Origin of the sequence: Alicyclobacillus herbarius DSM 13609 (genome assembly GCF_000430585.1) — a bacterium.
GTDB lineage: Bacteria > Bacillota > Bacilli > Alicyclobacillales > Alicyclobacillaceae > Alicyclobacillus_G > Alicyclobacillus_G herbarius.
The window spans coordinates 42,132-67,122 of the sequence record NZ_AUMH01000001.1 but is presented as its reverse complement, the minus strand read 5'-3'; the positions used below and the strand labels follow the sequence as shown (position 1 = coordinate 67,122).

General features: G+C 57.6%; 27 protein-coding genes, 1 tRNA gene and 1 pseudogene. 8 read left to right on the top strand and 21 right to left on the bottom strand.

Features of this window, described 5'->3' with window-relative positions; translation table 11 throughout:
- Positions 1-90: 90 nt before the first annotated feature.
- Together H522_RS0100335 and H522_RS0100325 are read right to left on the bottom strand one after the other, a co-directional pair.
- Positions 91-906, bottom strand: a complete 816-nt coding sequence (locus H522_RS0100335) for a dienelactone hydrolase family protein (protein ID WP_026960786.1) — start codon at positions 904-906, stop codon at positions 91-93.
- A 164-nt stretch (positions 907-1,070) separates the two neighbouring features.
- Positions 1,071-1,145 (bottom strand) — tRNA-Ala (locus H522_RS0100325).
- Between the two features lie 169 nt (positions 1,146-1,314).
- Between H522_RS0100325 and H522_RS16595 the strand changes: the two genes are divergently transcribed.
- Entirely contained in the window at positions 1,315-1,806 is a 492-nt protein-coding gene (locus H522_RS16595; RefSeq protein ID WP_211230625.1) for a PepSY domain-containing protein, read from the top strand.
- Between the two features lie 239 nt (positions 1,807-2,045).
- Here H522_RS16595 and speD read toward each other — a convergent pair whose 3' ends face one another.
- Positions 2,046-2,435 (bottom strand): adenosylmethionine decarboxylase, encoded by a 390-nt coding sequence (gene speD / locus H522_RS0100315; RefSeq protein ID WP_026960785.1) that lies wholly within the window; start codon positions 2,433-2,435, stop codon positions 2,046-2,048.
- Positions 2,436-2,777: 342 nt separating this feature from the next.
- Between speD and H522_RS0100310 the strand changes: the two genes are divergently transcribed.
- Complete coding sequence (locus tag H522_RS0100310; protein ID WP_026960784.1) at positions 2,778-3,308, top strand: hypothetical protein; 531 nt, start codon at positions 2,778-2,780, stop codon at positions 3,306-3,308.
- On the opposite strand, the gene H522_RS0100305 is transcribed toward H522_RS0100310, so the two are convergent.
- Together H522_RS0100305 and H522_RS0100300 are read right to left on the bottom strand one after the other, a co-directional pair.
- Complete coding sequence (locus tag H522_RS0100305) at positions 3,254-4,372, bottom strand: glycosyltransferase family 4 protein (RefSeq protein ID WP_162143458.1); 1,119 nt, start codon at positions 4,370-4,372, stop codon at positions 3,254-3,256. The genes H522_RS0100310 and H522_RS0100305 overlap by 55 nt on opposite strands.
- Before the next feature lie 28 nt (positions 4,373-4,400).
- Positions 4,401-4,706 (bottom strand): hypothetical protein, encoded by a 306-nt coding sequence (locus H522_RS0100300; RefSeq protein ID WP_026960782.1) that lies wholly within the window; start codon positions 4,704-4,706, stop codon positions 4,401-4,403.
- 266 nt (positions 4,707-4,972) lie between these two features.
- On the opposite strand from H522_RS0100300, the gene H522_RS0100295 reads away from it, so the two are divergent.
- The gene (locus tag H522_RS0100295) at positions 4,973-5,821 is read left to right on the top strand and encodes a zinc metalloprotease HtpX (RefSeq protein WP_026960781.1); all 849 of its coding nucleotides are present in this window, start codon (positions 4,973-4,975) and stop codon (positions 5,819-5,821) included.
- Between the two features lie 103 nt (positions 5,822-5,924).
- On the opposite strand, the gene H522_RS0100290 is transcribed toward H522_RS0100295, so the two are convergent.
- From H522_RS0100290 to H522_RS16580, 5 genes and pseudogenes are all read right to left on the bottom strand, one after another.
- Positions 5,925-7,133 (bottom strand): ABC transporter permease, encoded by a 1,209-nt coding sequence (locus H522_RS0100290; protein WP_026960780.1) that lies wholly within the window; start codon positions 7,131-7,133, stop codon positions 5,925-5,927.
- A 19-nt stretch (positions 7,134-7,152) separates the two neighbouring features.
- Positions 7,153-7,815: pseudogene (locus tag H522_RS16590) on the bottom strand (ABC transporter ATP-binding protein); the annotation flags it as partial.
- Positions 7,812-8,864 (bottom strand): efflux RND transporter periplasmic adaptor subunit, encoded by a 1,053-nt coding sequence (locus H522_RS16585; protein ID WP_051343537.1) that lies wholly within the window; start codon positions 8,862-8,864, stop codon positions 7,812-7,814. The gene H522_RS16585 and the pseudogene H522_RS16590, both read right to left, overlap by 4 nt.
- 114 nt (positions 8,865-8,978) lie before the next feature.
- Positions 8,979-9,326: a hypothetical protein gene (locus tag H522_RS0100275; protein WP_026960779.1), complete on the bottom strand. Its 348-nt coding sequence runs from the start codon at positions 9,324-9,326 to the stop codon at positions 8,979-8,981.
- A gap of 10 nt (positions 9,327-9,336) precedes the next feature.
- Positions 9,337-9,585, bottom strand: coding sequence for a DUF3905 domain-containing protein (locus tag H522_RS16580; RefSeq protein WP_051343536.1), 249 nt, complete (start codon positions 9,583-9,585; stop codon positions 9,337-9,339).
- Positions 9,586-9,728: 143 nt separating this feature from the next.
- Here H522_RS16580 and H522_RS0100265 point away from each other — a divergent pair, with 143 nt between their 5' ends.
- Both H522_RS0100265 and H522_RS0100260 read left to right on the top strand, forming a co-directional pair.
- Positions 9,729-10,094, top strand: coding sequence for a hypothetical protein (locus H522_RS0100265; RefSeq protein ID WP_026960778.1), 366 nt, complete (start codon positions 9,729-9,731; stop codon positions 10,092-10,094).
- A gap of 96 nt (positions 10,095-10,190) precedes the next feature.
- Positions 10,191-10,628, top strand: a complete 438-nt coding sequence (locus tag H522_RS0100260; protein ID WP_026960777.1) for a CBS domain-containing protein — start codon at positions 10,191-10,193, stop codon at positions 10,626-10,628.
- Between the two features lie 136 nt (positions 10,629-10,764).
- Here H522_RS0100260 and H522_RS0100255 read toward each other — a convergent pair whose 3' ends face one another.
- Together H522_RS0100255 and H522_RS0100250 are read right to left on the bottom strand one after the other, a co-directional pair.
- Positions 10,765-10,980 (bottom strand): alpha/beta-type small acid-soluble spore protein, encoded by a 216-nt coding sequence (locus H522_RS0100255; RefSeq protein ID WP_026960776.1) that lies wholly within the window; start codon positions 10,978-10,980, stop codon positions 10,765-10,767.
- A 114-nt stretch (positions 10,981-11,094) separates the two neighbouring features.
- On the bottom strand, positions 11,095-12,231 hold the full coding sequence (locus H522_RS0100250) for a citrate synthase (RefSeq protein ID WP_026960775.1): 1,137 nt from the start codon (positions 12,229-12,231) through the stop codon (positions 11,095-11,097).
- Between the two features lie 315 nt (positions 12,232-12,546).
- Here H522_RS0100250 and tpx point away from each other — a divergent pair, with 315 nt between their 5' ends.
- A complete protein-coding gene (gene tpx, locus H522_RS0100245; RefSeq protein ID WP_026960774.1) occupies positions 12,547-13,065 on the top strand; it encodes a thiol peroxidase in 519 nt (172 codons plus the stop codon).
- A 122-nt stretch (positions 13,066-13,187) separates the two neighbouring features.
- Here tpx and H522_RS0100240 read toward each other — a convergent pair whose 3' ends face one another.
- From H522_RS0100240 to H522_RS16565, 7 genes are all read right to left on the bottom strand, one after another.
- Positions 13,188-13,616 carry a hypothetical protein gene (locus tag H522_RS0100240; protein ID WP_026960773.1) on the bottom strand — a complete coding sequence of 143 codons (429 nt, stop codon included), beginning with the start codon at positions 13,614-13,616 and terminating at the stop codon, positions 13,188-13,190.
- Positions 13,617-13,704: 88 nt separating this feature from the next.
- Entirely contained in the window at positions 13,705-14,547 is an 843-nt protein-coding gene (locus H522_RS16575; RefSeq protein ID WP_051343535.1) for an enoyl-CoA hydratase-related protein, read from the bottom strand.
- Positions 14,548-14,560: 13 nt separating this feature from the next.
- Positions 14,561-15,307, bottom strand: coding sequence for an SDR family NAD(P)-dependent oxidoreductase (locus tag H522_RS0100230; RefSeq protein ID WP_026960772.1), 747 nt, complete (start codon positions 15,305-15,307; stop codon positions 14,561-14,563).
- Between the two features lie 38 nt (positions 15,308-15,345).
- Positions 15,346-16,497: an acyl-CoA dehydrogenase family protein gene (locus H522_RS0100225; protein WP_026960771.1), complete on the bottom strand. Its 1,152-nt coding sequence runs from the start codon at positions 16,495-16,497 to the stop codon at positions 15,346-15,348.
- 32 nt (positions 16,498-16,529) lie between these two features.
- Positions 16,530-18,161, bottom strand: coding sequence for an AMP-binding protein (locus H522_RS16570; protein ID WP_051343534.1), 1,632 nt, complete (start codon positions 18,159-18,161; stop codon positions 16,530-16,532).
- Between the two features lie 311 nt (positions 18,162-18,472).
- On the bottom strand, positions 18,473-19,390 hold the full coding sequence (locus H522_RS0100215) for a phosphosulfolactate synthase (protein ID WP_026960770.1): 918 nt from the start codon (positions 19,388-19,390) through the stop codon (positions 18,473-18,475).
- 70 nt (positions 19,391-19,460) lie between these two features.
- Complete coding sequence (locus H522_RS16565; RefSeq protein WP_051343533.1) at positions 19,461-20,894, bottom strand: glutamate ligase domain-containing protein; 1,434 nt, start codon at positions 20,892-20,894, stop codon at positions 19,461-19,463.
- 307 nt (positions 20,895-21,201) lie between these two features.
- Between H522_RS16565 and H522_RS0100205 the strand changes: the two genes are divergently transcribed.
- Positions 21,202-22,035 carry an alpha/beta hydrolase gene (locus tag H522_RS0100205; protein ID WP_051343532.1) on the top strand — a complete coding sequence of 278 codons (834 nt, stop codon included), beginning with the start codon at positions 21,202-21,204 and terminating at the stop codon, positions 22,033-22,035.
- Between the two features lie 2 nt (positions 22,036-22,037).
- Here the strand turns inward: H522_RS0100205 and H522_RS0100200 are convergent, their stop codons facing one another.
- On the bottom strand, positions 22,038-23,720 hold the full coding sequence (locus tag H522_RS0100200) for an ABC1 kinase family protein (protein WP_026960768.1): 1,683 nt from the start codon (positions 23,718-23,720) through the stop codon (positions 22,038-22,040).
- An 85-nt stretch (positions 23,721-23,805) separates the two neighbouring features.
- A complete protein-coding gene (locus H522_RS0100195; protein WP_026960767.1) occupies positions 23,806-24,180 on the bottom strand; it encodes a YidH family protein in 375 nt (124 codons plus the stop codon).
- A gap of 246 nt (positions 24,181-24,426) precedes the next feature.
- Between H522_RS0100195 and H522_RS20820 the strand changes: the two genes are divergently transcribed.
- Complete coding sequence (locus tag H522_RS20820; protein WP_026960766.1) at positions 24,427-24,984, top strand: CcdC protein domain-containing protein; 558 nt, start codon at positions 24,427-24,429, stop codon at positions 24,982-24,984.
- The last annotated feature ends 7 nt before the right edge of the window (positions 24,985-24,991 follow it).

The window sequence follows — 24,991 nt, the reverse complement described above, 5'->3', positions numbered from 1 at the left end:
GCTGCCCCCATCACCCTGTAACCGGTAATGGGGACAGCCCCTTTGAGTAAGAGACAACAGGTGAACAGAGCACACGTATCACTCAGCGGTTTAACTCAGCCACTCATTGAAGTAGTTCAGGGTGCGAGCGAACGCGTCACGGCTCGCGGCAACGTTATAGGAGCGGCGTGTATCGTTGAAGAACGCATGGTGAGCACCCGGATAGACCTTGTAATCAAAATCCTTGCCTGCCTTTTTCATGGCCTCGGCCAGGCCCGGCGCGGTGGCCGTCAGCTGTACGTCCAACTCCCCGTAAAAAGCACGCACGGGGCATTGTATGGAAGCGATGCGCTCCTCTTTCGGAGACCGCCCGTAGTACATGACTGCCCCTTTGAGCTCAGCATCCAGACTGGCCAGGTGGGCAGCCAGGGCGCCGCCCATGCAATAACCCACGGCAACTACACCTTGGCCTTTGCTCAACTCGCATTCGTTGCGCAGGAAAGAGGCGGTAGCCAGCAGCTGTTCCGTATAGTTTTCGACATCCAAACCGCCAAACAGCGTCGTCATCGTCTCCATCACGCGCTTGCCCTCATCCTCGGGTAGCTTCGCCAGTTCAGCGTCGCGTTCCTCCGGGTTTCCCCAGGCCGTGGGCGGCAGCTTTTCCAGGAATGACTTTACGGCTTCCACACGTTCACGGCGCACGGCTTCCCTCCGCTCACCGTTCACCGCGTATAAATCTGGAGCGAAGGCCACATAACCAGCTCGGGCAAACCGTTCGGTCACGTCCTCAATATGCCCATCCACACCCCAGACCTCTTGAAAGACGATGACCGCCGGCAGAGGTGTCTGGGCATAGACTGGGACAGCCAAGTACCCCGAATACCGCTTGTCTTGGCCGTAACGTACCCATCGCGTAGTCAATCCCATGGAAAGGCCTCCTTCAATCATTGAATGTTTCGGACCCAAAAGAGTCTACAAGAATAGGGTGACCAAATCAATCCAGGTCGACCACGTTCATACCGTTCTCCACAAATCGTCAAACACCTTCCCGGGAAAACGAAAAAAGACCCGCCTCTTCTGCAGGTCTTGTGTGGTGGAACCGATGGGACTCGAACCCACAACCCCTGCGCTGCCAGCGCAGTGCTCTCCCATTGAGCTACGGTCCCTCACTCTTCAGTTTCCGTTTCTCGAGATTCAGGGGTTTTCCTTCCCTCGTGAACCGGACATTTGATATTATAGCGTGCCTTCATGGCTGCGTCAAGCGGATCGTAGATATACATATTTTGGAATACATCAGGACACCCTGACACTGTATCCAGCGAGGAGGAGTGGACGATGAGAAAGTGGCTGCTTGCAACGAGTGTATGCCTGATGATGGGTAGTGTAATTCCTGTAGCATGGGCAGGGGATGGCCTTTGGCGACATGTCCCTTCAACCCATTATCATGGAACAGTCCGCGCTGTCACCGGTCACCCATTTGTCGAACCGACAGATGGGACCCACGCGTGGCAGCTTCGGTCCAGTGTCCGAGTCAGTCGGCAGGTGCTCCGTGAAGCGTACATGGCCAGTCGCAATGCGTACACACAAAAGCTGCAAAAATACGCGAAGGTTACAGCCGCTCAGGCCGAGAAGGCGATCTCCCAAGCCCACCCAGGCATGAAGGTCGAGGATGTCCAGTTGCGCAACATCCGGACAGATTTGGTCTACACGGGCATCGCTCAGGATGATGAAGAGCGGTACTTAGTCATTGTCGACGCGGGCAACGGCAAACTGCTGTTGGATAAACCGCTGCCGACGCACCATCAGCGGGTGTTTTCCGGCGATTGAAGGGCCGATTGCCCCATTCGTGCGGAAAGTTCGGATGGGGCTTCGATTCCGTAGTGACGTCGGTAAGGAGATATTGGCCTACACGTCTGGACGCTAGGTGGAACGTGCGCCTCTGGACGCGCCAGTAAGCAAAAGGAAAAGTCGCGCCACCGGCGCGACTCTCGAGGCACAGTCTTATGGATGGTGAACCAATTCGTTCGTATATGGGATTACGGGTGGGTCCCATGAACCGGTGCCGGTTATACGGAAACCGCGCGCACCTTCACATCATCCAACGCAATGGGCCCAATGCCGCGTGGAACCTCAATCGCGTCGCACTTGGTGGCCCCCAACGCCTCGGTGATATAGTCGCAAGCGACGTTCGGATCAATCCGGTCCCCACACGTGTACACGTCAATGCTTGCATAACCATGTTCAGGAAAACTGTGGATGGTCAAGTGGGATTCCGAAATAATAACCACCCCACTGACACCCTGCGGCGCAAACTTATGAAATGCCACTTCCCGGACTTCCGCGCCCGCTTCCAGCGCCGCATTGACCATGATACGTTCAATGCTTTGCAGATCATTGAGACTTTCGGGATTACATCCCCACAGTTCCGCAATCACATGACGCCCAAAAGTGTCCATAAAAAAATCCCCCTTTTAGCGCAAATGCCATGCCTGTAACGGCATGTGGAGCCCTGACCATTCACCACGGGGGAAAGTTAGTCCTTCGAGGTCCTAACCCTTTAAGTGAAGGAGGGTTCCAAATCTGCGGTTGTGGCCAGTGGACGAAGCCAAAGATTACGAATGACAGTATACGATGCAGCCTGTCATTTTGCAACCAGAACTTTCACGAACCACGGAAAACGATACCGGCTTGGTCCACGGTTCGCTGTACCTTGCACGGTTTTCAATTTCAGTATATTCTATCAACAATGGGAGTCCACTTGTCAGCAACCTGATATTTGACGGGAGGCGGCCCTAAATATGACCAGACGCCCCATCCTCGGCCAGGTGCTCGCATTTTTAGCGGCTTGCGTCATCGTCGTGACCGGGATCTACGTCTTCGTCCTCTGGCATAACCAATCCCCAGAGCGGGTGCTTGCTGCCAAATCGGGCCACGTCCTGTACCAGACGTCGACCATGGCGATGGGAGATATTCAGCATGGGTCGCAAAAACAAGCCGTCCTACTCCGTTTTTCGCGCGATGGAGGGTGGGTGGTGGAAGGAAAGGGCGCGTGGCTGCGAACACCAGCGGCTGGATCGATCCGCTTGGCCGTCTTGCCCAACACCAGCTACGGTTTTTCGGATGCGTATTGGCTATGTGTGAGCCGTGAAAACCACAAAGTCACGCGTCTCCAGCTCGTGGACGTGACCGGAAAACACGCCCCGCAGACGTTCATCTTTCATGAATCCGGTATCATTGAACCGGTACAAATTGAGGGACCGGTTCGCATTCAGGTTTATAGCGGCCAAGACCTCCTCTTCACGGTTTCCTGGGACCCGAGCAAGGCCTGAAATCCACGTTCATACGCGGCCAACAATTCCTCCGGTGTATGCTTGGGGATGACGGTCGCCTGAAAACAAGCAGCCAAACTGCGGGCCGCGTCCGGATCGGCTAAGAGATGGTCGATGCATGCGGCCAAAGCGTACGCGTCCCCCACCGGCGCCAAGAGTCCCGTTTTTTCGTGATCAATCAACTGCCGAATCCCGGTAATGTCCGTACCCACGTTCGGGATCCCGTGGAACCCGGCTTCTAAGATCGACAGGCCGGTTCCCTCGCTGCGCGAGCAGAGGACATGGACATCCAATCCAGCGTAAAACTCAGACACGTTTTCGCAATATCCGAGAAAGTGGACCCGATGAGTCAGTCCCAATTCGTGCGTCAAACGCCTGAGCGCCTCCTCCATTGGCCCCCATCCTGCAATGGCCAAGTGGACATCCGTGCGTTTCAGGTATGGCAGTGCCCGAATCAACACATCGATGTTCTTATTCGGATGAAGCCGCGCCGCTACCCCCACCACCTGGGTATCGGGAGCCAACTGCAGCTTTTGGCGAAGTTGCCAGCGGTAATGACTGTTCGGTTTCGGAAGCTGTTCGAACACGGTCGCATTAGGGACGTGGTAGGCCGGCCGCTTGCCGCAAAGCGACATATAATCGGGATTGACCGCAAACAGTCCGTCCGCAAACCGGAGCGACAACGTATTTATGCGCGTCCAGACTGCACCTCGCACAGGACGGCCGAGAAAGTCATCGCGGGGATCCGAATGAATCGTGGAGGTCCAACGACAACGAAGGCTCTGGGCAGCGAGTGCGGCCACCGTATTCATGCGTGGCCCATGGGCATTGATAAACGCGTGACCGGAGATGTGGCAAAGAAACCGAATGAACCTGGGAACGACCGTCAGGCGGCCAGGGGGAAGCAGGGTCGTGGGTACCCCGATGTCGAGCAAGCGTCCATAGAGATAACCATCGCCGGCCACCGCAAAGTGGTATGTAAACTGAGGATGCCCTCGCGTCAATGCCTGGGCAAACGCGGCGAGGTGGCTGGCCGCACCACCTTGTTCGTTCCCCTTAGCCAAAATCACAACTACGCCGGCCGACTTCGCCTCATGAGGGCCTATACCCCTGTTTGGTATGTTCCATGACGTAACTCGAAAGGTCGTGTTCATCAAAATGGATACACTCTCGATGCAGCAGCAAGTGGTCTATCGAAGCCCCCGTCAGCTCCGCCGCAAACGCCAACACATGGTGCCGGCGGTGTGTGGGCTCTGGCCATACTGATTGAAAGTATTCGTCAATGCGGCGAAACTGGTCCAGGTTGAGGCCAGGCACCAAATGCACGAACGCCTCCGGCGGCAATTCTAATATGTCGTAGTTCTTACCATCGTATTCAATCGTTAAGCCTAAACGCATGGTTGAATTCTCACCCTCTTCGCTGAAGAGTATAGCGAATCCCGCTCCGGCAAACAATTTAAGTGCCAGCAGCCGCAAGCGTTGCCACACGCAGAAACCGTGACGTCGCAATAGCTGCTGGGAGTTTGACGTAACGCGTTCCGCCAAAGAAATGAGACAAATTCGTCACGGAAGGGTGGACCTTCCCCCTTTACGCCCAATTTCCGCTACCGGTACCATGTATCTATAGAATTGATTTGAATCACATATGGGGAAGGATTGAGGAAATGAACACCATCAAGACATGGTTCCTGATGGGACTCTTGACCGTCATCCTGGTGCTGATTGGCGAGTGGGTCGGCGGCCATACTGGTATGCTGGTGTTTCTACTGATTTCCATTGTGATGAACTTCATCGGCTACTGGAAAAGTGGGGACATGGCAATCTTCATGACCCAGTCCTACCCGGTCGCAGAACACGAATACCCAGAGTTATACGCAATCATTCGCCGATTGGCGCACAGGGCGGGCTTGCCAATGCCACAGGTGTATATCACACCTTCACCTCAACCGAACGCGTTTGCCACGGGGCGAAACGCATCCCACGCGAAAGTGGCGGTGACGGAAGGAATCCTACGCGCACTGTCCGCGCGTGAGTTAGAAGGCGTGTTGGCTCACGAAATCGGCCATATTAAGAACCACGACATTTTGATTGGTTCTCTGGCCGCGATGATGGCCGGTCTCATCACGTCCATTGCCAATATGCTGCAATGGGCGGCCATTTTCGGCTTTGGGCGTCGTGATGATGAGGACAACGGCGGTATTCTTGGCGAGTTGGCAATGATGATTTTGGCGCCTATCGCGGCCACGCTGATTCAGTTTGCCATCTCCCGCGCACGCGAGTATAAGGCGGACGCTACGGGCGCGGAATTGGTGGGAGATCCGAACCCGCTAGCGGACGCTCTAGAAAGGCTGGAGGCCTATGCCCAGCACATCCCAGGCGGATTTTCACCGGCGACCTCGCACCTGTTCATTGTCAACCCTCTGCGGGCGGAACGACTGGTCAATTTGTTCAGTACGCACCCACCGACCAGTGAACGGATTCGCCGTCTGCGCGCCATGCGCCTTCTCGGCTAAACAAGACTGTAAATGAGACTTCCCGCCCATATCCTCGGCCCTCTCGAAGAGGGCCGATTTTTCGTCGGTCTGGTTGGTATCCTTCGCCCCTTACCTCGCCCCTTTATTCGTAGCGCAGGGCATCAATAGGATTCAAGCGGGCCGCCTTATTAGCCGGATACAAGCCGCAGATGAGTCCAATCAAGGTCGAAAAGACAAGGCTAATGGCGATTGCCCAGCCGGAAATGGAGGTCGGCAACCCGGTCAGCATCCGCATCAGGAACGATACTGCCCCCCCTAAGAGCACACCCAACACACCGCCAATGAGCGTAATCAACACCGACTCCATCAGAAATTGGAGTAAGATGGCGCGCCTTGTGGCGCCTAGAGAGATCCGAATCCCGATTTCTTGCGTCCGTTCCGTGACCGATACGAGCATAATGTTCATGACACCCACCCCGCCGACGACAAGCGCGATACCGGCAATCGAACCAATGACCAACGTCAAAATCCGTGTTACCTGCCCGATGGTCTGTTCCAGTCCCGCATAAAAGCGTGTACTCTCCTCGAACGCGTTGGCGTTATGCACGCGAATGTTCAATGCGGTGACAATCCGCTGACCCAATTCCACCTTGTTGACGCCAGGATCCACCTGCACGTCCATTTCCGAGATACTCCACCAAGGAAACAGGTCGCGACAAGTGGTTGCGGGCATGTATACATAGTCGGTCCCCAGGAACCCCCCTAACAAGTTCATCTGACTGGGTGCTGCGACTCCAATGACCTGCAGCGGCTGCCCGCCTATTTGTATCGTTTCTCCAAGTGGGGAGGGCCCCTTGAACAGTTTTTCGGCCAACGAGGTGCTGACCAACACCACTCGGCGATGGGCCAAAACATCCGTCGCGTTAAACATCCGACCCTGAACGACCGTGAAACGGGCGATCTCGTTCAAATACTGAGGTCCAGCATTGAGGGAAACGTTAACCAGTTTGCCACCGCTGGCCACCGTGGCTTGGCCGTAGAGCGTATAGTACACATCCGCAACCCCCGGAAATTGCCTGGCAAGGGCAAAATCCGCATCGGAAAACGACAGGATTTGTCCCGGTTGAGGCAAGCCTGGTTCCATCGTCTCCTTGGGCAAAATCTGAATGGTGTTCTGCAGTCGCGGGCTCTCAATTGTCGCGATGACGGCCGCTTGACCGCCCTGACCTAAGGCCACAATCGCGATGATGGCCGAGACCCCGATGAGAATCCCCAGCATCGTGAGAAAAGAGCGTAACTTGTTGCTGCGGATGGCCGTCCAGGCGGAAAGCAGCATCTCCCCAAGGTTCATGCGCGACCCCCCTTGCCGAATCATCCATCAATCGGCCATCGGAAATGCGGATGATCCGGTGCGCCATCTTTGCCACATCCGCATCGTGCGTGATGACAATCACGGTCATCCCATCCGCGTTCAAAGCCTGGAACAACTCCATGATTTCCTGCCCAGTGACGGAATCCAATGCCCCGGTCGGTTCATCCGCCAACAGGAGAACCGGGTGATTCGCCAAGGCGCGGGCAATGGCTACCCGTTGCTTCTGACCACCTGAGAGTGCATTTGGAAAATGGTGTGCCCTATCAAGAAGTCCCACCTGTTGCAGCAGGAACCGCGCCCGCTCGCGTCGCTTCCAGCGTGGGACACCGGCGTAGACCATGGGAAGTTCGACGTTCTTTTCCGCCGTCATGCGAGGTATCAAGTGGAAGTTCTGAAACACAAACCCGATTTCCTGATTGCGAATCCGTGCCAATTCGTGCGCGGTCAGTTGTTCAATTGGCCGTCCAAACAACCGGTACGATCCGCTCGTTGGCGTATCCAAACAACCGAGGATGTGCATCAGCGTCGATTTGCCGCTTCCCGAAGGACCCATGATGCTGACAAACTCTCCGGCTTCCACACGGAGATGAACGTCATTGAGGACAGTCAGCCATTCTTCACCCGACCGGTATCGTTTGGTCACCCCACAAAGTTCTATCACTTTACCGTCACGGCCTCTCCGTCCACAAGTCCACTAGGGTCCTGTACCACCTCATCCCCAGGCTGTACCCCCTTGGTCACCTCAACCCGTGTCGCGCTGGATTCGCCCAACTGCACAGGGACTTGATGCACCCGTCCGTCGTGGTACACATAGACGGCATAGCCGGTTCCCGTTTGCACCAACGCATCATACGGCACCGCAATGACCTTCTCGGCCGTCGCGCTGGCAATTCGAACGTCGACCTGATAGCCCATGGGGACCGGAAACGCGTCCGGCGTGCCGATATCCACTTCCACCTGTCCCCCGCCGGAAGACTGACTCGTCGCATACGCGGCGACCTGGGTCACCCGGCCATTCCACTTGTGATTCGGGAACGCATCACTCGTCAGGGCGGCGGTCATCCCGGCGTGAATGTGTACCGCATCCACCTCCGACACGGTGGTTACGACCTGCTTGTCCTTCCCCACCACCTCGACTAAGGGTGCCGCACTGCCATCACTAGTAAGACCCGTGGGGTTTACATCCAGGACCGTTCCAGAGAACTCCGCTCGGATGATGGTTGCGTTGTACGCAGCCTGTGCTTGTGCTAACTGAGCTTTCGCTTGCGCCAAGGATGCGCTGGCCTGGTCCATCGTACCTTTGAACTGAGGCTGCAGTCCGGGAGGTACGGAAAGATATTGTTCTCTTGCTTGCTGATACGCCTGTTCTGCGTTTTGCACAGCGGTTTGTGCAGCCTGTAAGGATGCGGCTTGTGTTTGGTTTTGGCAGGTTAACAGAACGTCACCTTTGCGGACATGCTGCCCGGCCTTCACCCGAATTTCGTCAAACGGTGCTGGCAATGCGGAAGCCATCACCACCTGTCGGTTCACGGGACGTACGGTACCGCTGGCAAAAATCTGGTCTCGCAAGACCTGTTTTTCGACCTTGACCACATGCACCGTGGGTTGGCGTGGCCACACCCGCCAGGCGATAACGGCCGCCGCCAGCAGGATGACAACCACGCCCACCCACCACCAGCGTCCGAATCGGCGCCGAGTTTCCTGCTTCACCCACGTCACTCCTCATGTCCACAAACACACGGATACCTCAACAATACATGACAGCGACGGCCTATGAAAAGGGGAGTCGGTCAGGGTTTGCCGTTCCGACCTGCCGGACAACCTCTATAAGCCGGGACGCACGTAATCTAGATGCTCCGACTGCCGGTACACGGACGCTTGCGCAGTGGCGGAACGGACATAGTTGTCCGGGATCTGTGCCTGAACCATGGCCGTTTGCGGGAAAGGTGCCCAGTCTGCTCTGAACGAGCCCGCATTCGAAGGCGAGAGATAACGGGCGCCATAGGAATACGCATGTTGTCGATCCGTCTCTATCCCCCTTGGACTCTCCACCCGCGTGGTTGGCCCGCGCAGCCTGCCCAGCCGCTCTTCGATGGCTACGAGCTGGGAGCGAATTTGTTGCAACTGTTGTACCACCTCGATAAGTTCCTGATTGAGCCGATGTTCCTCCATCCCGAATCCCTCACTCGTCCTCATGATGAAACCATATATCCTCGGCAACTCGGTAGTTCGTATCCTGGGTAGGGTGCATGAATTGGGCCGCCGGATCCCCGTCGGCCGATTGCGCACGCGCGGTACCTGGGTCCTCCATGTCTTCAACCCACTCATCGCCAGCCATCAGGACCGGATCGATATCCGTGCTCCAGTGATCCAGCGGGGTCTCGCGCCACGGAGGCAGCTTTCTGCCATCGGTCGGAGTGGTCTCACTCATGCCGATCCCTCCGGTCGTTCGGTCACACAACACCCATAGCCTACCTCACGCGTACGGGTCGAATGCGTCCCTGGCATAGTTTGTCCGATTCCGGCATAGCCATCAGTAGACACGCATCCATCGCATGCCTGGGAGGGTCCACGATGTACACCCCGGTTTACAACCGCCTGGTCGGATGGCTGTGTGCAGCCATCGCTGTCTTGGGCTGGGTTTCCGGTCGAGTTGGAGAATATATGCAGATATCCCCATTGGAATCCGGGATCCTGATGACCGTTAGCGTTTTCGCCGTCCTGGGTTCTAGGTCCCGCATCCGGTACGCAGTTGCCGTCGCTACGGTAGTAGGCCTTGCCCTGTTGGTTTGGGGCATCGCCGGGAGTTTCCATCCGCACCTGTTCGGGGTGAGCGCAGAACCGTTGGAGAACGCAGGGCGCATCCTGATTGGGGGGTGGGGGGTATACCTGGCCGTCGAGGACACCCTGGCCTGGCGACAGGCACGCTTGGCAGCGTGAGGCTTCCAGTACACGCCTGGCGGCATAAGGCTCTCCTGTGGGTGCATACTAAACGGGCGGACGTTTCCGCGTAGCTTGGACCAAGGGGGCGATTGCGTGAAAGTCAGGGACTTGATGACGGCAAACGTTTCATATGTGCAGGAAACAGACCCTGTCCAAAAGGCAGCCCAAATCATGAACTCTGTCAACTGTGGCTCAGTTCCCGTTTGCGACGCGAATAAGCATGTCGTTGGGATTATTACAGACCGTGATATCTGCTGTAAGGCTGTGGCCAAAGGCAACTTTAACGCAAAAGTCAGCGATTGCATGAGCCGTCAAGTGGTTACCTGTACCCCGGACACGGACGCTCACGAGGCAGCGGACCTGATGGCCCGTCACCAGATTCGCCGTCTGCCGGTGTGTGACGCTTCCGGTAAACTGCAGGGCATTTGTGCGATTGGTGACTTAGCGCGCCAAAACATTCACATCAATGAAGCCGGAGACGCGCTCAGCCACATCTCGCAGCCGACCCAGGCCCAGAGTCAGTTGCAATAACCGCACAATTTGCAAGCCCGTGAGCAGTCCGCTCACGGGTTGTGTTTTCCTGGATGGTTATCCTATCTATAGTACGAAAAAGAGTACGAAAAAGGCCCCACGCCATCGCGTGGAGCCCCTTTTCAACACGTTTTCATTAACTGCGGCCAGCGAGCTGCTGTTCCGCCAAAGCCACCAACTTGCGGGTGATGTTACCTCCAATGGCACCGGTATCTCGCGTCGCCATGGTACCCCAGTACCCGTCGGCCGGAGGATTGATGCCCAACTCGGACGCCACCTCGTACTTCAGCTGGTCCAACGCCTTGGCTGCGCTCTGTACCACCAGCGTGTTCGTCTTCTGTCCTTGTGCCATGTTTATCACCTCCCTGGTGTAGGCATAGTGTGCCCGCTCCAGGAAGGGATACGCTGTTACATTCTGGCTTAGAGGTTGTCCGGAAAGGCATAACTCCTTACTGGACTCGGAACTTCAACCCCGCTCCGCGAGGGGAACAAAGCGGCGGTTGGTTACGCCAGTATATTCCGCACGCGGCCGAATCAGCCGGTTGTTCTGATACTGTTCCAAGACGTGCGCGGTCCAACCGGATATACGGCTGCAGGCGAAGATGGGGGTGTAAAGGTGAATCGGCAACCCGATGCAGTAATAGAGAGATGCCGAGTAGAAATCGACGTTCGCGTTAAGCCCTTTCTTCTCTCCCATCAGCCGCTCGATTTTCTGCGACATTTCAAACCACTTGGTTTCGCCTTTCCGCTCTCCAGCCTGCTTGCTTAGTTGGCGCAGGTGGGTCGCACGCGGGTCTTCGGTGCGATAGACGCGATGGCCAAAGCCCATGATTTTTTTCTTGGCGGCTAGGGCGTCATCGAGCCAACCTTCCACCTTCTCCATGGAACCGATTTCCAACAACATCCGCATGACACGCTCGTTCGCACCGCCGTGCAAAGGTCCTTTCAGGGTGCCAATGGCGGAAACAATCGCTGAATAAATGTCGGACAGCGTACCGGCCGTCACGCGGGCCGAGAATGTAGAAGCGTTCAGCTCATGGTCGGCATGCAGAATGAGCGCCGTATTGAACGCCCGCTCCGTAAACTCGTCCGGTTTTTGACCCTGCAGCTCATACAGGAAGCTAGCCGCCATACCGAGACTGACATCGGGCTGCACCGGTTCCAGGCCCTGCCGTAACCGTTCCATAGCCGCGACAATCGTCGGCACCTGAGCAACCAGGCGCGTCGCCTTACGCACGCTCGCCGGATACGAATTATCGGCAACATCCGGATCGTACAAGGCTGCATAGGAAACGGCCGTACGCAGGATGTCCATCGGATTGGCATCCTTCGGCAGGCTGCGAAGCAGTTCCATCACTTTGGGATGCAGCGTCCGTTGACTGGAAATCGCTTGCTTGAACTCGTCCAGTTGCGCTTTGTTTGGCAAATCCCCATGCCACAACAGATAGACGACCTCTTCAAACGAAGCCCCGCCGTTGACCAAATCGTGAATGTCATACCCACGGTAGATCAACCGACCTTCCCGGCCGTCCAAATAGCAGATTTCCGACGTATTTGCAACGACGTCTTCCAACCCGGCTTTAAAAGCAGCTTGCTGGCTCATCCGATTTCCCTCCCAAATCACGCCACATTTGGCCACAAGTTCGATTATACTACATCGGGACAAGCAGGGAAAAACCTGTGGATGACGACCGGCCTTGCGGACAAGGCAGCCGCCATTCGGGCATAGTGTGCCCACCTGCCCATCACGCCACAGCCGTGGAATTTGGTTTGTTGCGGCCTGAATTGTGTTCCTCACCCCGAGGAATCAAACGCATCGGTGGGCTTGTCTCGGTACCGACCTGTGATATCATAAAATTGTGCCCAGGAAAGAAACAGGTCGATTCTTTGCCGAGTTACGGGAAAGGATGGGGAGAAGATGGCAGAGGAACGCACCGGTGCGGTGACGTTTGCAGGGAAACCGGTCACATTGATTGGCCCGCAAATCCAAGTGGGTCAAAAAGCGCCGAACTTCGAGGTTTTGGCCAACGACCTGTCGCCGGTGACCTTGGCCGATTCGAAGGGCAAGGTCCGCATCATCAGTGTCGTGCCATCGTTGGATACCGGCGTCTGCGACGCACAAACCCGCCGCTTTAACGAAGAGGCGTCAGGTCTCGGGGACAACGTGGTCGTGTTGACCATCAGCGCGGACCTTCCGTTTGCGCAAAAGCGCTGGTGTGCGGCGGCTGGAGTTGACCGCGTACAGACGCTGTCTGACCACCGGGAGATGTCGTTCGGTACGGCATACGGTACATACATGAAAGAGCTCCGATTGGAATGCCGTGCGGTCTTCGTCGTCGACTCGAATGACACGGTCACCTATGTGGAATACGTCCCGGAGGTCACCCAGCACCCGAACTACGAAGCGGCTTTGAACGCGGCGAAAGCGGCCCGCTGAAGCCAAACACGAAAGCCAAAACAGGAAGCCCTCCGAAAAAGGTGTGTCCTGGCGCCAGGCGAATCGCATCATGCTGCCTGGTGCCAGGGTCTGTTCAAGAGGTCTGGACAACCTTTAAGTTATCACTCCCGAAACCCACCCGACCGGCGCAGATGCCGTTTCAGCTCGACCAGTGCGGTCGTCAAGCGCCGGTATTCCTGATGCGTCCGTTGCCAGTCGGGCTGCTGCCGTTGAAGTTCCCGGTCTATCGCGGTCAGTGCGCTGCGAATAGCGGCTTGCTGTTTCGCATCCCTGGCTACCGCCGGCGCAAGGGCCGTCCATGTGTGCTGTATTCCCGCGAATTTCTGACGTGCCAGCCCCCGATTTTGCATGTCCATGGCCCGCTTGAAGTCTTCCACCTGCCCGCTGAGCGTCACCAGACCACTGCCCAAATCCTCGGCGTGCCAGACGAATCCACCGCGGTCACGCTGCGGAGATACGGGTACCGAACACCCACCCGCGCCCACCATCAGTACGACGATTATCGCGCTTACCCACCATTTCGCTGCCATGCTGCGCCTCCGAGCGGATCGGTTTCCACAGGGGTTTCACGTCTAGGGTATGCAGGCAGCGACAGGCCTACTCTGAAGCTCGGAGAAGTTAGGTCTCCTCTTCCGTCGTCGATGGACCTTGCGCCGCACTTGGCCAGCGGCGGAACTGGCGGAAATTGACGTGCCGTTTCTCGATAAACGCCCGGTTGCCTTCCATCGCCTCCCTTGTTCCGTAATACAAGCCGACGGCGCTCATCCCCAGCTGGGCGATCCCGCCAATATGCGCGGTATCCGCGTTAAACGAGTACTTGGCGAGCTTTAACGCGGTGGGGCTTTTATCAAGAATCTCGTCGCACCACTTCCGCACCTCCGCGTATAAATCGGCGTGCGCCACCACCTGGTTGACTAAACCCATCTGCAGGGCCTCCGCCGCCGTGTATCGTCGACACAAGTACCAGATTTCGCGCGCCTTTTTCTCACCGACAACACGCGCCAAATAGGCCGTGCCATAGCCTGGATCGACCGAGCCCACGCGGGGACCCACCTGGCCAAAGACAGCCTGATTGGACGCGATGCTCAAATCGCACACCACATGCAGAACGTGACCGCCACCGATGGCGTAGCCGTTGACCGCCGCAATGACTGGTTTTGGAATGTTGCGAATGAGCGCATGCAAGTCCTCAATATCCAACCCCAATTCGCTCCGGCTGTGCCCTCCATAGTTCGTGCCCGTAGCTCCACGTTCCTTTTGGTCACCACCCACACAAAACGCCTTGTCGCCAGCACCGGTCAAGACGACCACACCGATTTCCCGATCCGTCCACGCGTCCGCAAACGCCTCAATCATCTCCGCCACCGTCTGCGCCCGAAAGGCGTTCAAAACGTGTGGTCGATGGATGGTGACCGTCGCAATGCCTTCCGACTTGGTGTAGAGGATATCCGTAAAAGCCAATTTGCCTGGCCCCCTAACACATGGTCAGACCCCCGCTCACGCTTAGCGTTTGCCCCGTGATGTAACCCGCGTCCTCGGAAATGAGAAATGACACAGCGGCCGCGATGTCGTCAGGTTCTCCCAGGCGGCGCATCGGGACCGCCTTGGTCATGGCCTCTACCAAGCGTGGATTGGCCGCAGCTACGTCCTGCAGCAGGGCGGTCTGGGTGGGCCCTGGGCAGACTGTGTTGGCCGTAATGCCGTGCTGCGCCATTTCTCGTGCAATCGTTTTTGTAAACGCGATGATTCCTCCCTTCGCGGCGGAATACACCGCTTCCCCCGTCGATCCGACGCGTCCCGCATCGGAGCCAATATTGACAATTCGGCCATATCCGGCCTTCATCATCACGGGCAGCGCCTGATGCGTGCAGCGGATGGTGCCTAAGAGGTTGACCTCCAGGACGCGCCGCCAAGTCTGCTCCTCACTTTCCAGAAACGGCTCGACTTTGTCCCATCCCGCGTTGTTGACCAGGACGTCCCAACGCCCAAACCGCTCCAACACCACATCTCGCGTGCGCACGACATCCGCGGTTCGGCAGACATCGCACGCCTGGGCCAAGGCTTCACCACCCGCCGCGCGAATCTCCGCCGCAGTGCCCGCGGCCAGGTCCGGGTCGACGTCTGCGATGACCACCGCCAGACCTCTATCCGCCAATCGCCACGCAATGGCCCGGCCAATCCCCTGACCGCTGCCGGTGACCACAGCCACCTTGGCCTGCATTCGGCCTCACCCCCGCCTCACTTCGTCTGTGGTCTCAGCTAGTGCGGCCCGCGATCACGGCCGAACCATGCCCTTGCCAACACCAGCTTCTGAATCTGTGGCGTACCGTCGCCAATCTCCAGTCCAATCACGTCACGCAGCCGCTGCTCGAGCGGCAAGTCACGGCTGTAACCGGTATGCCCATGCAGGATGAGCGCAGTATGAATCGCCTCGCGGGCAATGCTGGGTCCAAGCCACTTCATCATCGCCGCCTCTTTCGTGTGCGGCCGTCCCTGATCCCTAAGCCACAAACCGTGATAACACGCCAGCCTCGCCATCTCTACGTAACTCTGCTGCTCGACAAAAGGAAAACTAACCCCTTGAAAGCTGGACAAGACGCGTCCAAACGCCTTGCGCTGCAGGACATAATCCCGAGTTTCGTCGAGACTCGCCTGAGCGGCTGCCAGACACTGCAAGGCAATCAACAAGCGGCTGAGGTCAAACCCGTTCATCACTTGTTGAAAGCCTGTGTGCAGGGTACCGACCAGATTCCCGCGCGGAACCCGCACCGATTCAAACACCAGGGACCCCCTACCAACCGGTCGGTTCCCCATGTCGTCGTAGCGCCGGCGCTGGATACCCGGTGTATCCAACGGTACGACCAGCGCGCTGATACCGCGCGCTCTGGCGTTCGGCAGTGTCCGGACAAAGACGAGGGCGGCATTCGCATGCATCGCCAGGCTGACGGACGCCTTTTCGCCGTCGAGAATGAAATCCTCGCCGTCGACCACCGCCTGGGTGCGCACGGCAGCCGCATCGGACCCCGCCTCAGGCTCCGTTAACGCGATGCACATCCGGATCGATCCGTCGCACAATCCAGGCAGCCACTGTTCCTTCAATCTAGGTGCGGCGTGTCGATTGAGGATTTCCCCGATGAGCGCCGAGAGCACCACCGCATAGGCGCAGTTAAAGTCGCAATAGGCAATCGCCTCCACGGCCAGACCGGTGGTGACCGCGTCTGCCTCTACACCCCCGTACGCCTCATCAACCCGCAGACTGGTCAGGCCCATCTGCGACATCCGCCGCCAAAGGCGTTGTGGAAACTCGTCGCGCCGCTCCCACGTAGTGTAGAACGGCGCGATTTCCGTTTGCGCGAAACGGCGGATGGTCGATTGGAATAAGCGCTGCTCCTCGCTGAGAGAAAAGTCCAAGCGGGTCTCTCCCTCCGCACGGAAGGTCTCACTTACCCTTCCGCCAGCAACTGTTCGCGCAGCTTATACTTTTGAATTTTGCCGCTCGGCGTCCGCGGCAATTCCGCCACAACGCGGACAAACTCCGGCCAGTAGTGCTTGGACACCCCTTTTTCCCGGAGGAACGTCTGAAGGTCGGAGAGGGACAAAGGCTGGCTGCCTGGTCTTTGCACAATGAAGGCGCAGACCCGTTCCTGCAGGCGCGGGTCCGGCTTGGCGACCAGGGCGACTGCCTGCACGTCCGGATGCTCGTGTAACACGTCCTCCAGGTAGCTGACCGGAATGTTTTCACCCCCGCGGATGATGATGTCTTTCGACCGACCCGTGATTTTGATGTAACCGTCCGCATCCATGACCGCCCGGTCACCCGTTCGAAACCAACCGTCCGGGGTGAACGACTCGGTCATCAAGTCCGGTTGATTGAGATAGCCGACAAACAATGTGGCGCCACGACACTCTAGGTCCCCTTCTTGACCAGGCGGACATACGTTGCCGTTCCCATCGACCACGCGCACCTTCAGTCCGGGGAAGACGATCCCGTCCGTCGATGTCAACTTATCAACCGAATCGTCGGGTCGAGTCACGGTCACCAACGCGTTTTCGGTCTGTCCCCAACCGGCGAGTACCTTGCAGTCTGGCAGTACGTCGAGTGCTTGGCGAATCACTGGACGCGGAATTGGAGCCCCGTAGCAGCCCCAAATCCGCAGCGAAGAGACATCAAAATCACGGAGACCCACCGCGTGAATGAAGTCGTATAAAAATGGCGTCGCCCCGTTGGTCACACTGATGCGATGCTTTGCGACCAAACGGACGAACTCCTCCGCATTCCACACATCCTGATAGACCGCGGTTGCCCCAAGCATGGTCGGCAGGCGAACGCCGTAGAGAAACCCAGTCTGGTGGCCAAAGGTGGATGCCATGTGAAAGACGTCGTCTGTGTGCACGCCCATCCGCTTTGCCCAGGCGACAATCGGTCCATTCAGGGTGTTATGGGTGTGTATCACCCCCTTCGGCATGCCGGTCGTCCCCGAAGTGAAGATGAGTTCCGTGGGGTCATCCGGCGACGGCCGGTAGGGCTCCAATTCTTGATCTGTTCGCCCCTCCTCGTATGCGTGTTCCAAAAACGATTCCCAACTGTCAGGCTCCGTTCTGCCGACGACCAACACCTTGTCGGTCAGCGGAATGCGCGAAGAAAGGTCGCGCACCATCTGGACATAGTCAAAGCCACGAAACTGCTTCGGAATCACAAGAAGCTTCGGCTGCGCCTGGCGGAGCATCACCTCCAGCTCGCGGCCGCGATAAATGGGGATGAGGGGATTGGAGATAGCACCAATGCGGGAACAGGCGTAGTGCAAAATGACCCATTCGCACCAGTTGGGCAACTGGAAAGAGACCACATCCCCTGGCCGGATGCCCATCTCCAGCAGCCCGAATGCCACGCGACGAACCTTATCGGCCAGTTCCCGATACGTGTAGGCGTACAACGAATCCAAAATCGCGACCTTGTCCGGCAATCGCTGCACCGCATCGTCGAGAAAATCGCATGCCGTCTTGTCTGGCCAATGGCCCTCGCGGCGATACGCCTCGCGGTCTGCGGCTGTGTGATGGAACCACCACGTTTGCACGTGCGAACACCTCCGAATGGCGCTGCGAGTTGGGCACGAAATCGCCCGCCACAGGGCGTGCGGCCCGGAGCTAAATGCCTGAGTGCGACGTTTAAGTGCGGGTCCGGAAACACGTTTCCGGACAAAGTAACGGGTTCACATCAGAACGATTGCGCTTATAGTGAACCATACACCTCATTCTCTCGAATTATGCCGAAAAAATGAAGAGACAAGAGAATTTTTCTCCGTCTCTCGAGTCGCCCTCAATCAAGCTGGGTCGATACACCTGTCGGCGGCCACCCATTCACCCGTTCATCGACAGTGACACGTTCTCACCGGCGACGACCGTTCGTTCCCCGGCGGCCATCGAGCCAAATGACCGGACCGGTCGACGAATGACCGCCGTCAGCCGCCGCTTGCTTTCGTGGTGGCGAGAACGTACCCTCCGCATCCTCGGGATGCGTAACCTCTCGCTCCGGCCACACCCAATCGGGATTCATCCCCCGTCTGAGCGCCTCTAAGAGCGTGACGGTTTCGGGATTGACATCCGCCAGGTTGAGCTTGCCGCCCAGCTCCTCCACGAGACGGAGCTGGAGAAGAGGGTTGCGAGTCTTTAAGATTAGCCGATTCTGTAAGGGCCCCATGGCCTCCATGATTTCTACAAGGCGCTGTTTCTCAACCATCCACTCGGCTTCCCGCCCTCCCTGCGGCCAACTGGGCAACGGCAGGAGGAGATAATCTGCCCCTGCCTGCAAGTCGCTGTGCACCTGACGGATGACCTCATCCGGATGAGTGAGGTGTCCGTTGTGGTGCGACAACTCGGCAAACACGAGCAAGCCCTGACCGTGCGCCCGCCGAATGACATCCCGTCGTACCCGTGGGGAAAGCCTCCCCTCTGCATCGGCCATTAGGACGGACCGCAGACCACTCTCAGCCAACGCGGTGATATACGCACTCAGGGCATCCGCGCGTAAGGCGGCCGCAAACGCTTGACCGCTGGGACAGGGCAACACCCCATACTCCTGACAGAGACAAACTTTATCCATCAGCCACCCCGGCGCGTGCATCGCCGCGTGACACCCGGACAGCATCCAAAAATCAATCCATTCAGCGGTTATCTGTAGACACTCACGCATCCGGGAGGAAGTCATACCGTCGTCAATGACCAAGGTCAAACCCGCGATGCGGGGCTTTTCGACCCGTTCCAATAAGGACTTGCGCAACCAATCGGTCCAATGTACACCGTCCACGCCCACACCTCCCGAAACCCGCCTATCTAAACATATGGGCATGGACAGTTATAGGTGCCAAAACGGGACGTTAGCGTGTATCCATCGAATCGACAGGAGCCAGTGAGTCCCCCTCCGCTTCTCTCCAAATGTTCCGCGTGTCGCCGCCAAAGTGCCGCATCGCGTCGGCGACAAACGATTGAGTACCCAACAGCAGCAAACCATCAGCCTCCTCCGTCCGAGCGCGTGCAACCGCAAACGCCTCTTCCACATCGGGAAGCCAATCAGCCAAAATGCCGTACCTCTCCGCCGCGTGCAGCCAGCGGTCGTCAAAACGTAGGTGAGGGTTGCTGGCACCGGTCAAGATGACCCAGTCGATCACGCCCGCCAGTGCGCCCAAAACCCCATCACCGTCTTTGTCGACCGGGATGGCGACCACGGCAGCAAACCGCCGCGCCTTGCCCACTCGACGCAATGCCTCTACCCATGCCGCCACATGCACCGCCGTCTCCTGGTGAATTGTCCCGTCGACAAGCGTGAATGGCCGATGGGAAATCACGTCCATACGCCCCGGCAAGCGCACCGAGGTTAAATTGATCTCCGGGGGCAGGATATAATCCGGGCCGCGCAGGTCTTGCATCACCCTCTGCGCGGCCACCGCAGCCACGGCCGCGTTCTGAGCCAAAAACCCCGGCATGTATGGCAGGCGGATACGGGTTTCTCGGCCGTATACAAGGGGAACGGTAACCCAGGTCTCCCCTTCCCTCGTGCCGATGTCCGGCGCACCCGCCCCCTTCTCAGGCACGCTCTCAATGTGGCATGCTTGTCCCTGCCACGCATCGTTCAGGACCTTTTGAACCGGCGCCGATTGTGGATGACTCACCAGCCAGCGGGTATCACGGGTCAAGACGCCCGCTTTCTCGCGCGCCACGTCCTCGAGCGTAGGACCTAATTCCTGTTTATGTTCCAAGAACACCGGGGTCAACACCGCCCCCTGATGGCTGACCTGATTCACGTCATCGTGCAGGGCGCCGCGTCCCAGTTCGAAAATGTTGACATCTGTCGCCTGTTGCCGAAACCAAAGGGTGGCCACAACCGCCAACAGGCCGACAGGCCCAATGTATTGCGACGTGGGAATCGGAAGCTGCCGGGCCTCGTCATATACAAACGTCATCCACCGGATGAACTCCGGTTCCGGCATGACTTGGCCATCAAGGCGAAACCGTTCCATGAAGTCAACCAGGTGTGGGCCGGTAAACAGCCCCACACGCAGACCGAGCCGCTGCAAAATCGCAGCCAGCAGGATGGCATTGGACCCTTTTCCTTTACTCCCGGTCACAGCGACATTGTTCGCGTCCTGGTCGGGGCTCCCCAACTGGTTCAGCAAGCGCCGGGTCCACTCGGGGTGTCGAATCAACCGGTCTGGCCCCGGCTGTAGATAGGGACGAGCCCGGTTATACCACTCATATACGAGTGCGATGGTTTCTCGAGTCGTCCGGGTTGGCTGTGTAACCACGTGTTGCATGCGCAAGATCTCCTCATGGGGTCCGTTCAGGACATCCTTGAATCATTTGTGCGTCAAAGTCTGTGTATGAAAGCGGATCGACCAGTCGAGACGTCGTCCGGTTTTTAGCCAGTGTACCACAGGTGCGAGCCTTTTCAGTCCGGTTCGGAAGAGAGTGGTCCAATCGCGGTCAGAAACCTCCTCGGATTGCATGAAATCTGTCCGCAATGTCGTATAATACCTAGAAAAGGAATCCTTGCGGGCGGCGCGCGTCCATTCATCGGCCTCCCGGTTCGCGCCGAACACCGTGAAGTGAGGAACGGATGCGATGCTGAAATTGAAAGATTGGCATTGGCCAACCCACGGTGCGCGCGCGGTCGTGCTGTTGGTGCACGGAGCGGGCGAACACTGTGGCCGTTACCAATGGCTGGCTTCTCAGTGGCAACGGCGACGATACGCAGTACTCGGAACGGATTTGCCGGGTCTGGGCCGATCTGGCGGACACCGTGGGCACATTGACTCCTTCGAAGAATACCTGCACGTCGTCGACCGGCTGGTTCGTCAGGCCGACGAACTTTACCCGAACATTCCACACATTCTCTTCGGACACAGCATGGGTGGCCTGATTGTCATCCGCTACCTACAGACGCGGCCCCATCATCACCACCACCTGCGCGCGGCCGTGCTATCTTCCCCTTGTCTCGAATTAACCATGACGATTCCACGCTTTAAGGCCCGTATGGCCACATTCCTAGACAAAGTCTGGCCACGCCTGATTCAGCCAAACGGCATCGAGGCCGGCCATATCAGCCGATCCGCGGAAGTCGTGGCCGCCTACAGGCAAGACCCACTGCTCGTTCCCTATGTGAGTGTGCGTTGGTTTATGGAATTGCGACGGGCCATGGCTGCAGCCAAAACGGCGAGTAGCCGCTTTCGAATTCCCGTGTTGATCCTGCAAGCGGGTGCAGACAAGCTGGTCTCGCCAGAGGCGTCCGAGCGGTTTGCAAAACGGTTGGAGGCGCCGCACAAGCGATTCGTGCTGTTTGAAGGATACTATCACGAATTGTTCAATGAACCGGAGAAAGAAGTCGTATTTTCAGAGATGGCCAAGTGGCTGGACGAAGTGATGGCTGCGCCGCCCGCGAAAGTCATGCAACCGTGAAGCTAAAACCGGCCGGATCGAAAAATCGCCCAAATCAGCCACGCCAGCATGGCGAAGATGAGAATGAGGCCGACATCCGTCGCGGGTACGCCCATCAGGGGAAGCTTCGGGTTGGTCAATGAGGAGGCAACCATCCAGCCCGCCATCAGAATACTGAAAGACAACAGGATTAGGCTGAAGGACAGGCGATTCCCGATACGGTCCAGCTTGCGCAACGTTTGCTCGAGTTCGGGTAGCTTCAGGTTAAACTCGAGGGGTCCACGTCGCGCCTGCTGCAACACGTCTTGCAAAAGGCGCGGCAGCTGCAGCGCCGTATCCGACAAAAGCTCAACCCCTCGGAACAGACGCTCCGCAGCCCTCGCTGGACTCACCCGTTCGAGCAAAAGCCGGCGTCCAAACGGTTCCGCAATGTCCATGATGCGAAACCCTGGATCGAGGTTCTCGACGACCCCTTCAATCGTCAACAGAGTCTTCCCCACCAGCGTAAGGTCCGGGGGGATCTCGATCTTATGTTTGTACGCGACCGTAAAGATGTCTTTTACCGAGTCGCCGAGCGAGACCTCAGAGAGCGGAACATCGTAGTATTTCTCACGTAATTCGTCGATGTCGCGGCGGACCTTGCGCATGTCGACATCGGCCGGGATAACCCCCATGCGCGTAAGCGCCCGCACAATCGCGTCCGTGTTCCGGCGCATCAGGGCAATCACCAGTGAAGTCAGGTGAACGCGCATCTCGGGGGACAGCCGGCCCACCATTCCGAAGTCGAGAAACAAGATTCGGCCGTCCGGCAGAGCAGCCAAGTTGCCAGGGTGCGGATCGGCGTGAAAGAAGCCGTGGATAAGCAACTGCTCAAACACGGCCCGTGACGCCCGGGCCGCCAACTCCCCCAGGTTAAATCCCTGTTCCCGGAGCGTGTCCACGTCGCTCAGTTTCGTGCCCTGCACGAACTCCATGACGAGGACACGGGATGTGGTATACGACCAGTAAACCTTGGGGATGTAGATTTCCCGATTCGCACGGCTGTCTCGGGCGATTCGTTCGCAATTGCGGGCCTCGGTCCGGTAGTCGAGTTCCTTTTCCACCGTCCGCGACAGTTCTTGCACCATATCCGTGATCCGATAGTGCCTGGCCACACTTAGGTGACGCTCCGCCCGCCAAGCGAGATCGGCCAAAATCTCTAGATCAATCCGCACCTGTTGCCCAACGCCGGGACGCTGAACCTTGACAGCCACCACCTCGCCCGTGCGCAATACCGCCCGATGGACCTGCCCGAGAGAGGCGGCCGCGAGGGGGGCCGGATCGAACAGGGCGAATACATCTTCCAGAGGCGCGGAAAGTTCATCCTCGACGATGGCTCGGACCTCGTCAAATGAAAACGGAGGCACCTGGTCTTGTAATTTTTCCAGCTCCACGATGAGGTCTTCCGGCAACAAGTCACGCCGCAGGCTGGCCACCTGACCGACCTTGATGAACGCCGGGCCGAGTTCCTCCAGCATTTCGCGCACCTGGCGCGGCATATTCGGGCGTGGAGTCAGCGCATCGTCGCCGCCGAGAAACCACTTACGCGGCAGTCGCAGCACATCATTGAGTCCTATGCGCGCAACAAACCAAGCAAACCCGTTTTTCACCAAGATTTGCGCAATGGACCGATAGCGATTGAAGTGCCGGACTTTGCGTGGAACCATGGTCTCCCTCCTCGGCCCCTCCCATTGTACCGTATTTTTCACGACCACGCCGGCGTCGTTGTCTGATTCGACCACAACCCCGGATTCAATAGACGGTCAGCAGATAGACCACCATCGCGAGCAGGAGGAGAATGAGACAAGCACTCAAAAAAATGGGGAAGCGAAAGGCGGAATGAAATCCATCCGTGTTAATCCCCTGCCGTTTGGTGAGATAACTCCAACAGGCGTAGACGGAAGAACAGAGAGCTACGAGGATGGTAAAGAGTCCTATCCCGCGGATGAGTGTGTCCGCCAAAGAATGCACGTCGCGCGCAAGCTCAAAGTGCAGACTCGTCGTGACAAAACCAATGCCAAGGATGGCGATGATGGTCCGAATCCACGCGAGAAAGGTGCGCTCGTTGGCCAGATGCTGCTGCACGTATTTCGACTCGTCCGATTTCTGCTCGCCTGATTTCTGCACACCTCACCCTCCCGTCGTCGCGGTGACTTCAAATCCGTGTCCGAAGTTCTGCCCTCATTCCGAAGTACCGTTTCAACCTAGTTGGTTGTGGGAAGACCCCGGGAGCCCCACCCTTCACGGATATCCTATCACAACGCCCCGAAAATCCGCCGTCATATCTCCAACGAGGGTGAAAAATGTGTTATAAGGGTAAAAGTATGAGAAGACCCGTATGGAAACGGATTCGAGTCGGAAAGGGGAAATGGCGTGGGTACACATGGGTTGTCAATTGTGGTTATCGTCGCCTTGATTGGTTGGGGGTTGTATCGCCGCGTGCGCCGCACCGTGGGGTTTCAACCGCTGCAAGCACGCCGGATGCGTGTCCGCTTTGTTCTATTCACGGTACTCCTGGTTCTCCTTGCGTTTACACCAATGCCGACGCGGGCGGATCGTTGGTTCATGTTGGTGGGCGTGCTGGTCGGTCTCGGGCTGGCAGGTGTGGCCGCAAGCACAACCCAGTTTCAACAGAAACAGGGGGTCTGGCACTATCGGCCAAGCGGATGGGTCAGCGCCATCGTATTGCTGATCTTCTTCGGCAGGCTAGCCTACCGCATGGTTGAACTGTATGAGGGGAGTAAAGGGGCCCCTGTGGTTACCTCGACGGGTACGGGCAACGCCGCTCATCTGCAAGCGGCCAGTTATACCAGCGACCCTTTAACGTTGGTGGCCATCTTCATCTTGTTCTCCTACTATGCTGGCTATTTCCTCTATCTCCTGTGGCGAGAGAGACACCTGGAACGGTCCCCAGAAGGCAACCTGCGCTGACCTTTGT

Bases quoted from the DNA above. Each gene is read 5' to 3' on its own strand.
- H522_RS0100335 (WP_026960786.1), bottom strand. From the start codon at position 906: ATGGGATTGACTACGCGATGGGTACGTTACGGCCAAGACAAGCGGTAT.
- H522_RS16595 (WP_211230625.1), top strand. From the start codon at position 1,315: ATGAGAAAGTGGCTGCTTGCAACGAGTGTATGCCTGATGATGGGTAGT.
- speD (WP_026960785.1), bottom strand. From the start codon at position 2,435: ATGGACACTTTTGGGCGTCATGTGATTGCGGAACTGTGGGGATGTAAT.
- H522_RS0100310 (WP_026960784.1), top strand. From the start codon at position 2,778: ATGACCAGACGCCCCATCCTCGGCCAGGTGCTCGCATTTTTAGCGGCT.
- H522_RS0100300 (WP_026960782.1), bottom strand. From the start codon at position 4,706: ATGCGTTTAGGCTTAACGATTGAATACGATGGTAAGAACTACGACATA.
- H522_RS0100295 (WP_026960781.1), top strand. From the start codon at position 4,973: ATGAACACCATCAAGACATGGTTCCTGATGGGACTCTTGACCGTCATC.
- H522_RS0100290 (WP_026960780.1), bottom strand. From the start codon at position 7,133: ATGAACCTTGGGGAGATGCTGCTTTCCGCCTGGACGGCCATCCGCAGC.
- H522_RS0100275 (WP_026960779.1), bottom strand. From the start codon at position 9,326: ATGGAGGAACATCGGCTCAATCAGGAACTTATCGAGGTGGTACAACAG.
- H522_RS16580 (WP_051343536.1), bottom strand. From the start codon at position 9,585: ATGAGTGAGACCACTCCGACCGATGGCAGAAAGCTGCCTCCGTGGCGC.
- H522_RS0100265 (WP_026960778.1), top strand. From the start codon at position 9,729: ATGTACACCCCGGTTTACAACCGCCTGGTCGGATGGCTGTGTGCAGCC.
- H522_RS0100255 (WP_026960776.1), bottom strand. From the start codon at position 10,980: ATGGCACAAGGACAGAAGACGAACACGCTGGTGGTACAGAGCGCAGCC.
- H522_RS0100250 (WP_026960775.1), bottom strand. From the start codon at position 12,231: ATGAGCCAGCAAGCTGCTTTTAAAGCCGGGTTGGAAGACGTCGTTGCA.
- tpx (WP_026960774.1), top strand. From the start codon at position 12,547: ATGGCAGAGGAACGCACCGGTGCGGTGACGTTTGCAGGGAAACCGGTC.
- H522_RS0100240 (WP_026960773.1), bottom strand. From the start codon at position 13,616: ATGGCAGCGAAATGGTGGGTAAGCGCGATAATCGTCGTACTGATGGTG.
- H522_RS0100230 (WP_026960772.1), bottom strand. From the start codon at position 15,307: ATGCAGGCCAAGGTGGCTGTGGTCACCGGCAGCGGTCAGGGGATTGGC.
- H522_RS16565 (WP_051343533.1), bottom strand. From the start codon at position 20,894: ATGCAACACGTGGTTACACAGCCAACCCGGACGACTCGAGAAACCATC.
- H522_RS0100205 (WP_051343532.1), top strand. From the start codon at position 21,202: ATGCTGAAATTGAAAGATTGGCATTGGCCAACCCACGGTGCGCGCGCG.
- H522_RS0100200 (WP_026960768.1), bottom strand. From the start codon at position 23,720: ATGGTTCCACGCAAAGTCCGGCACTTCAATCGCTATCGGTCCATTGCG.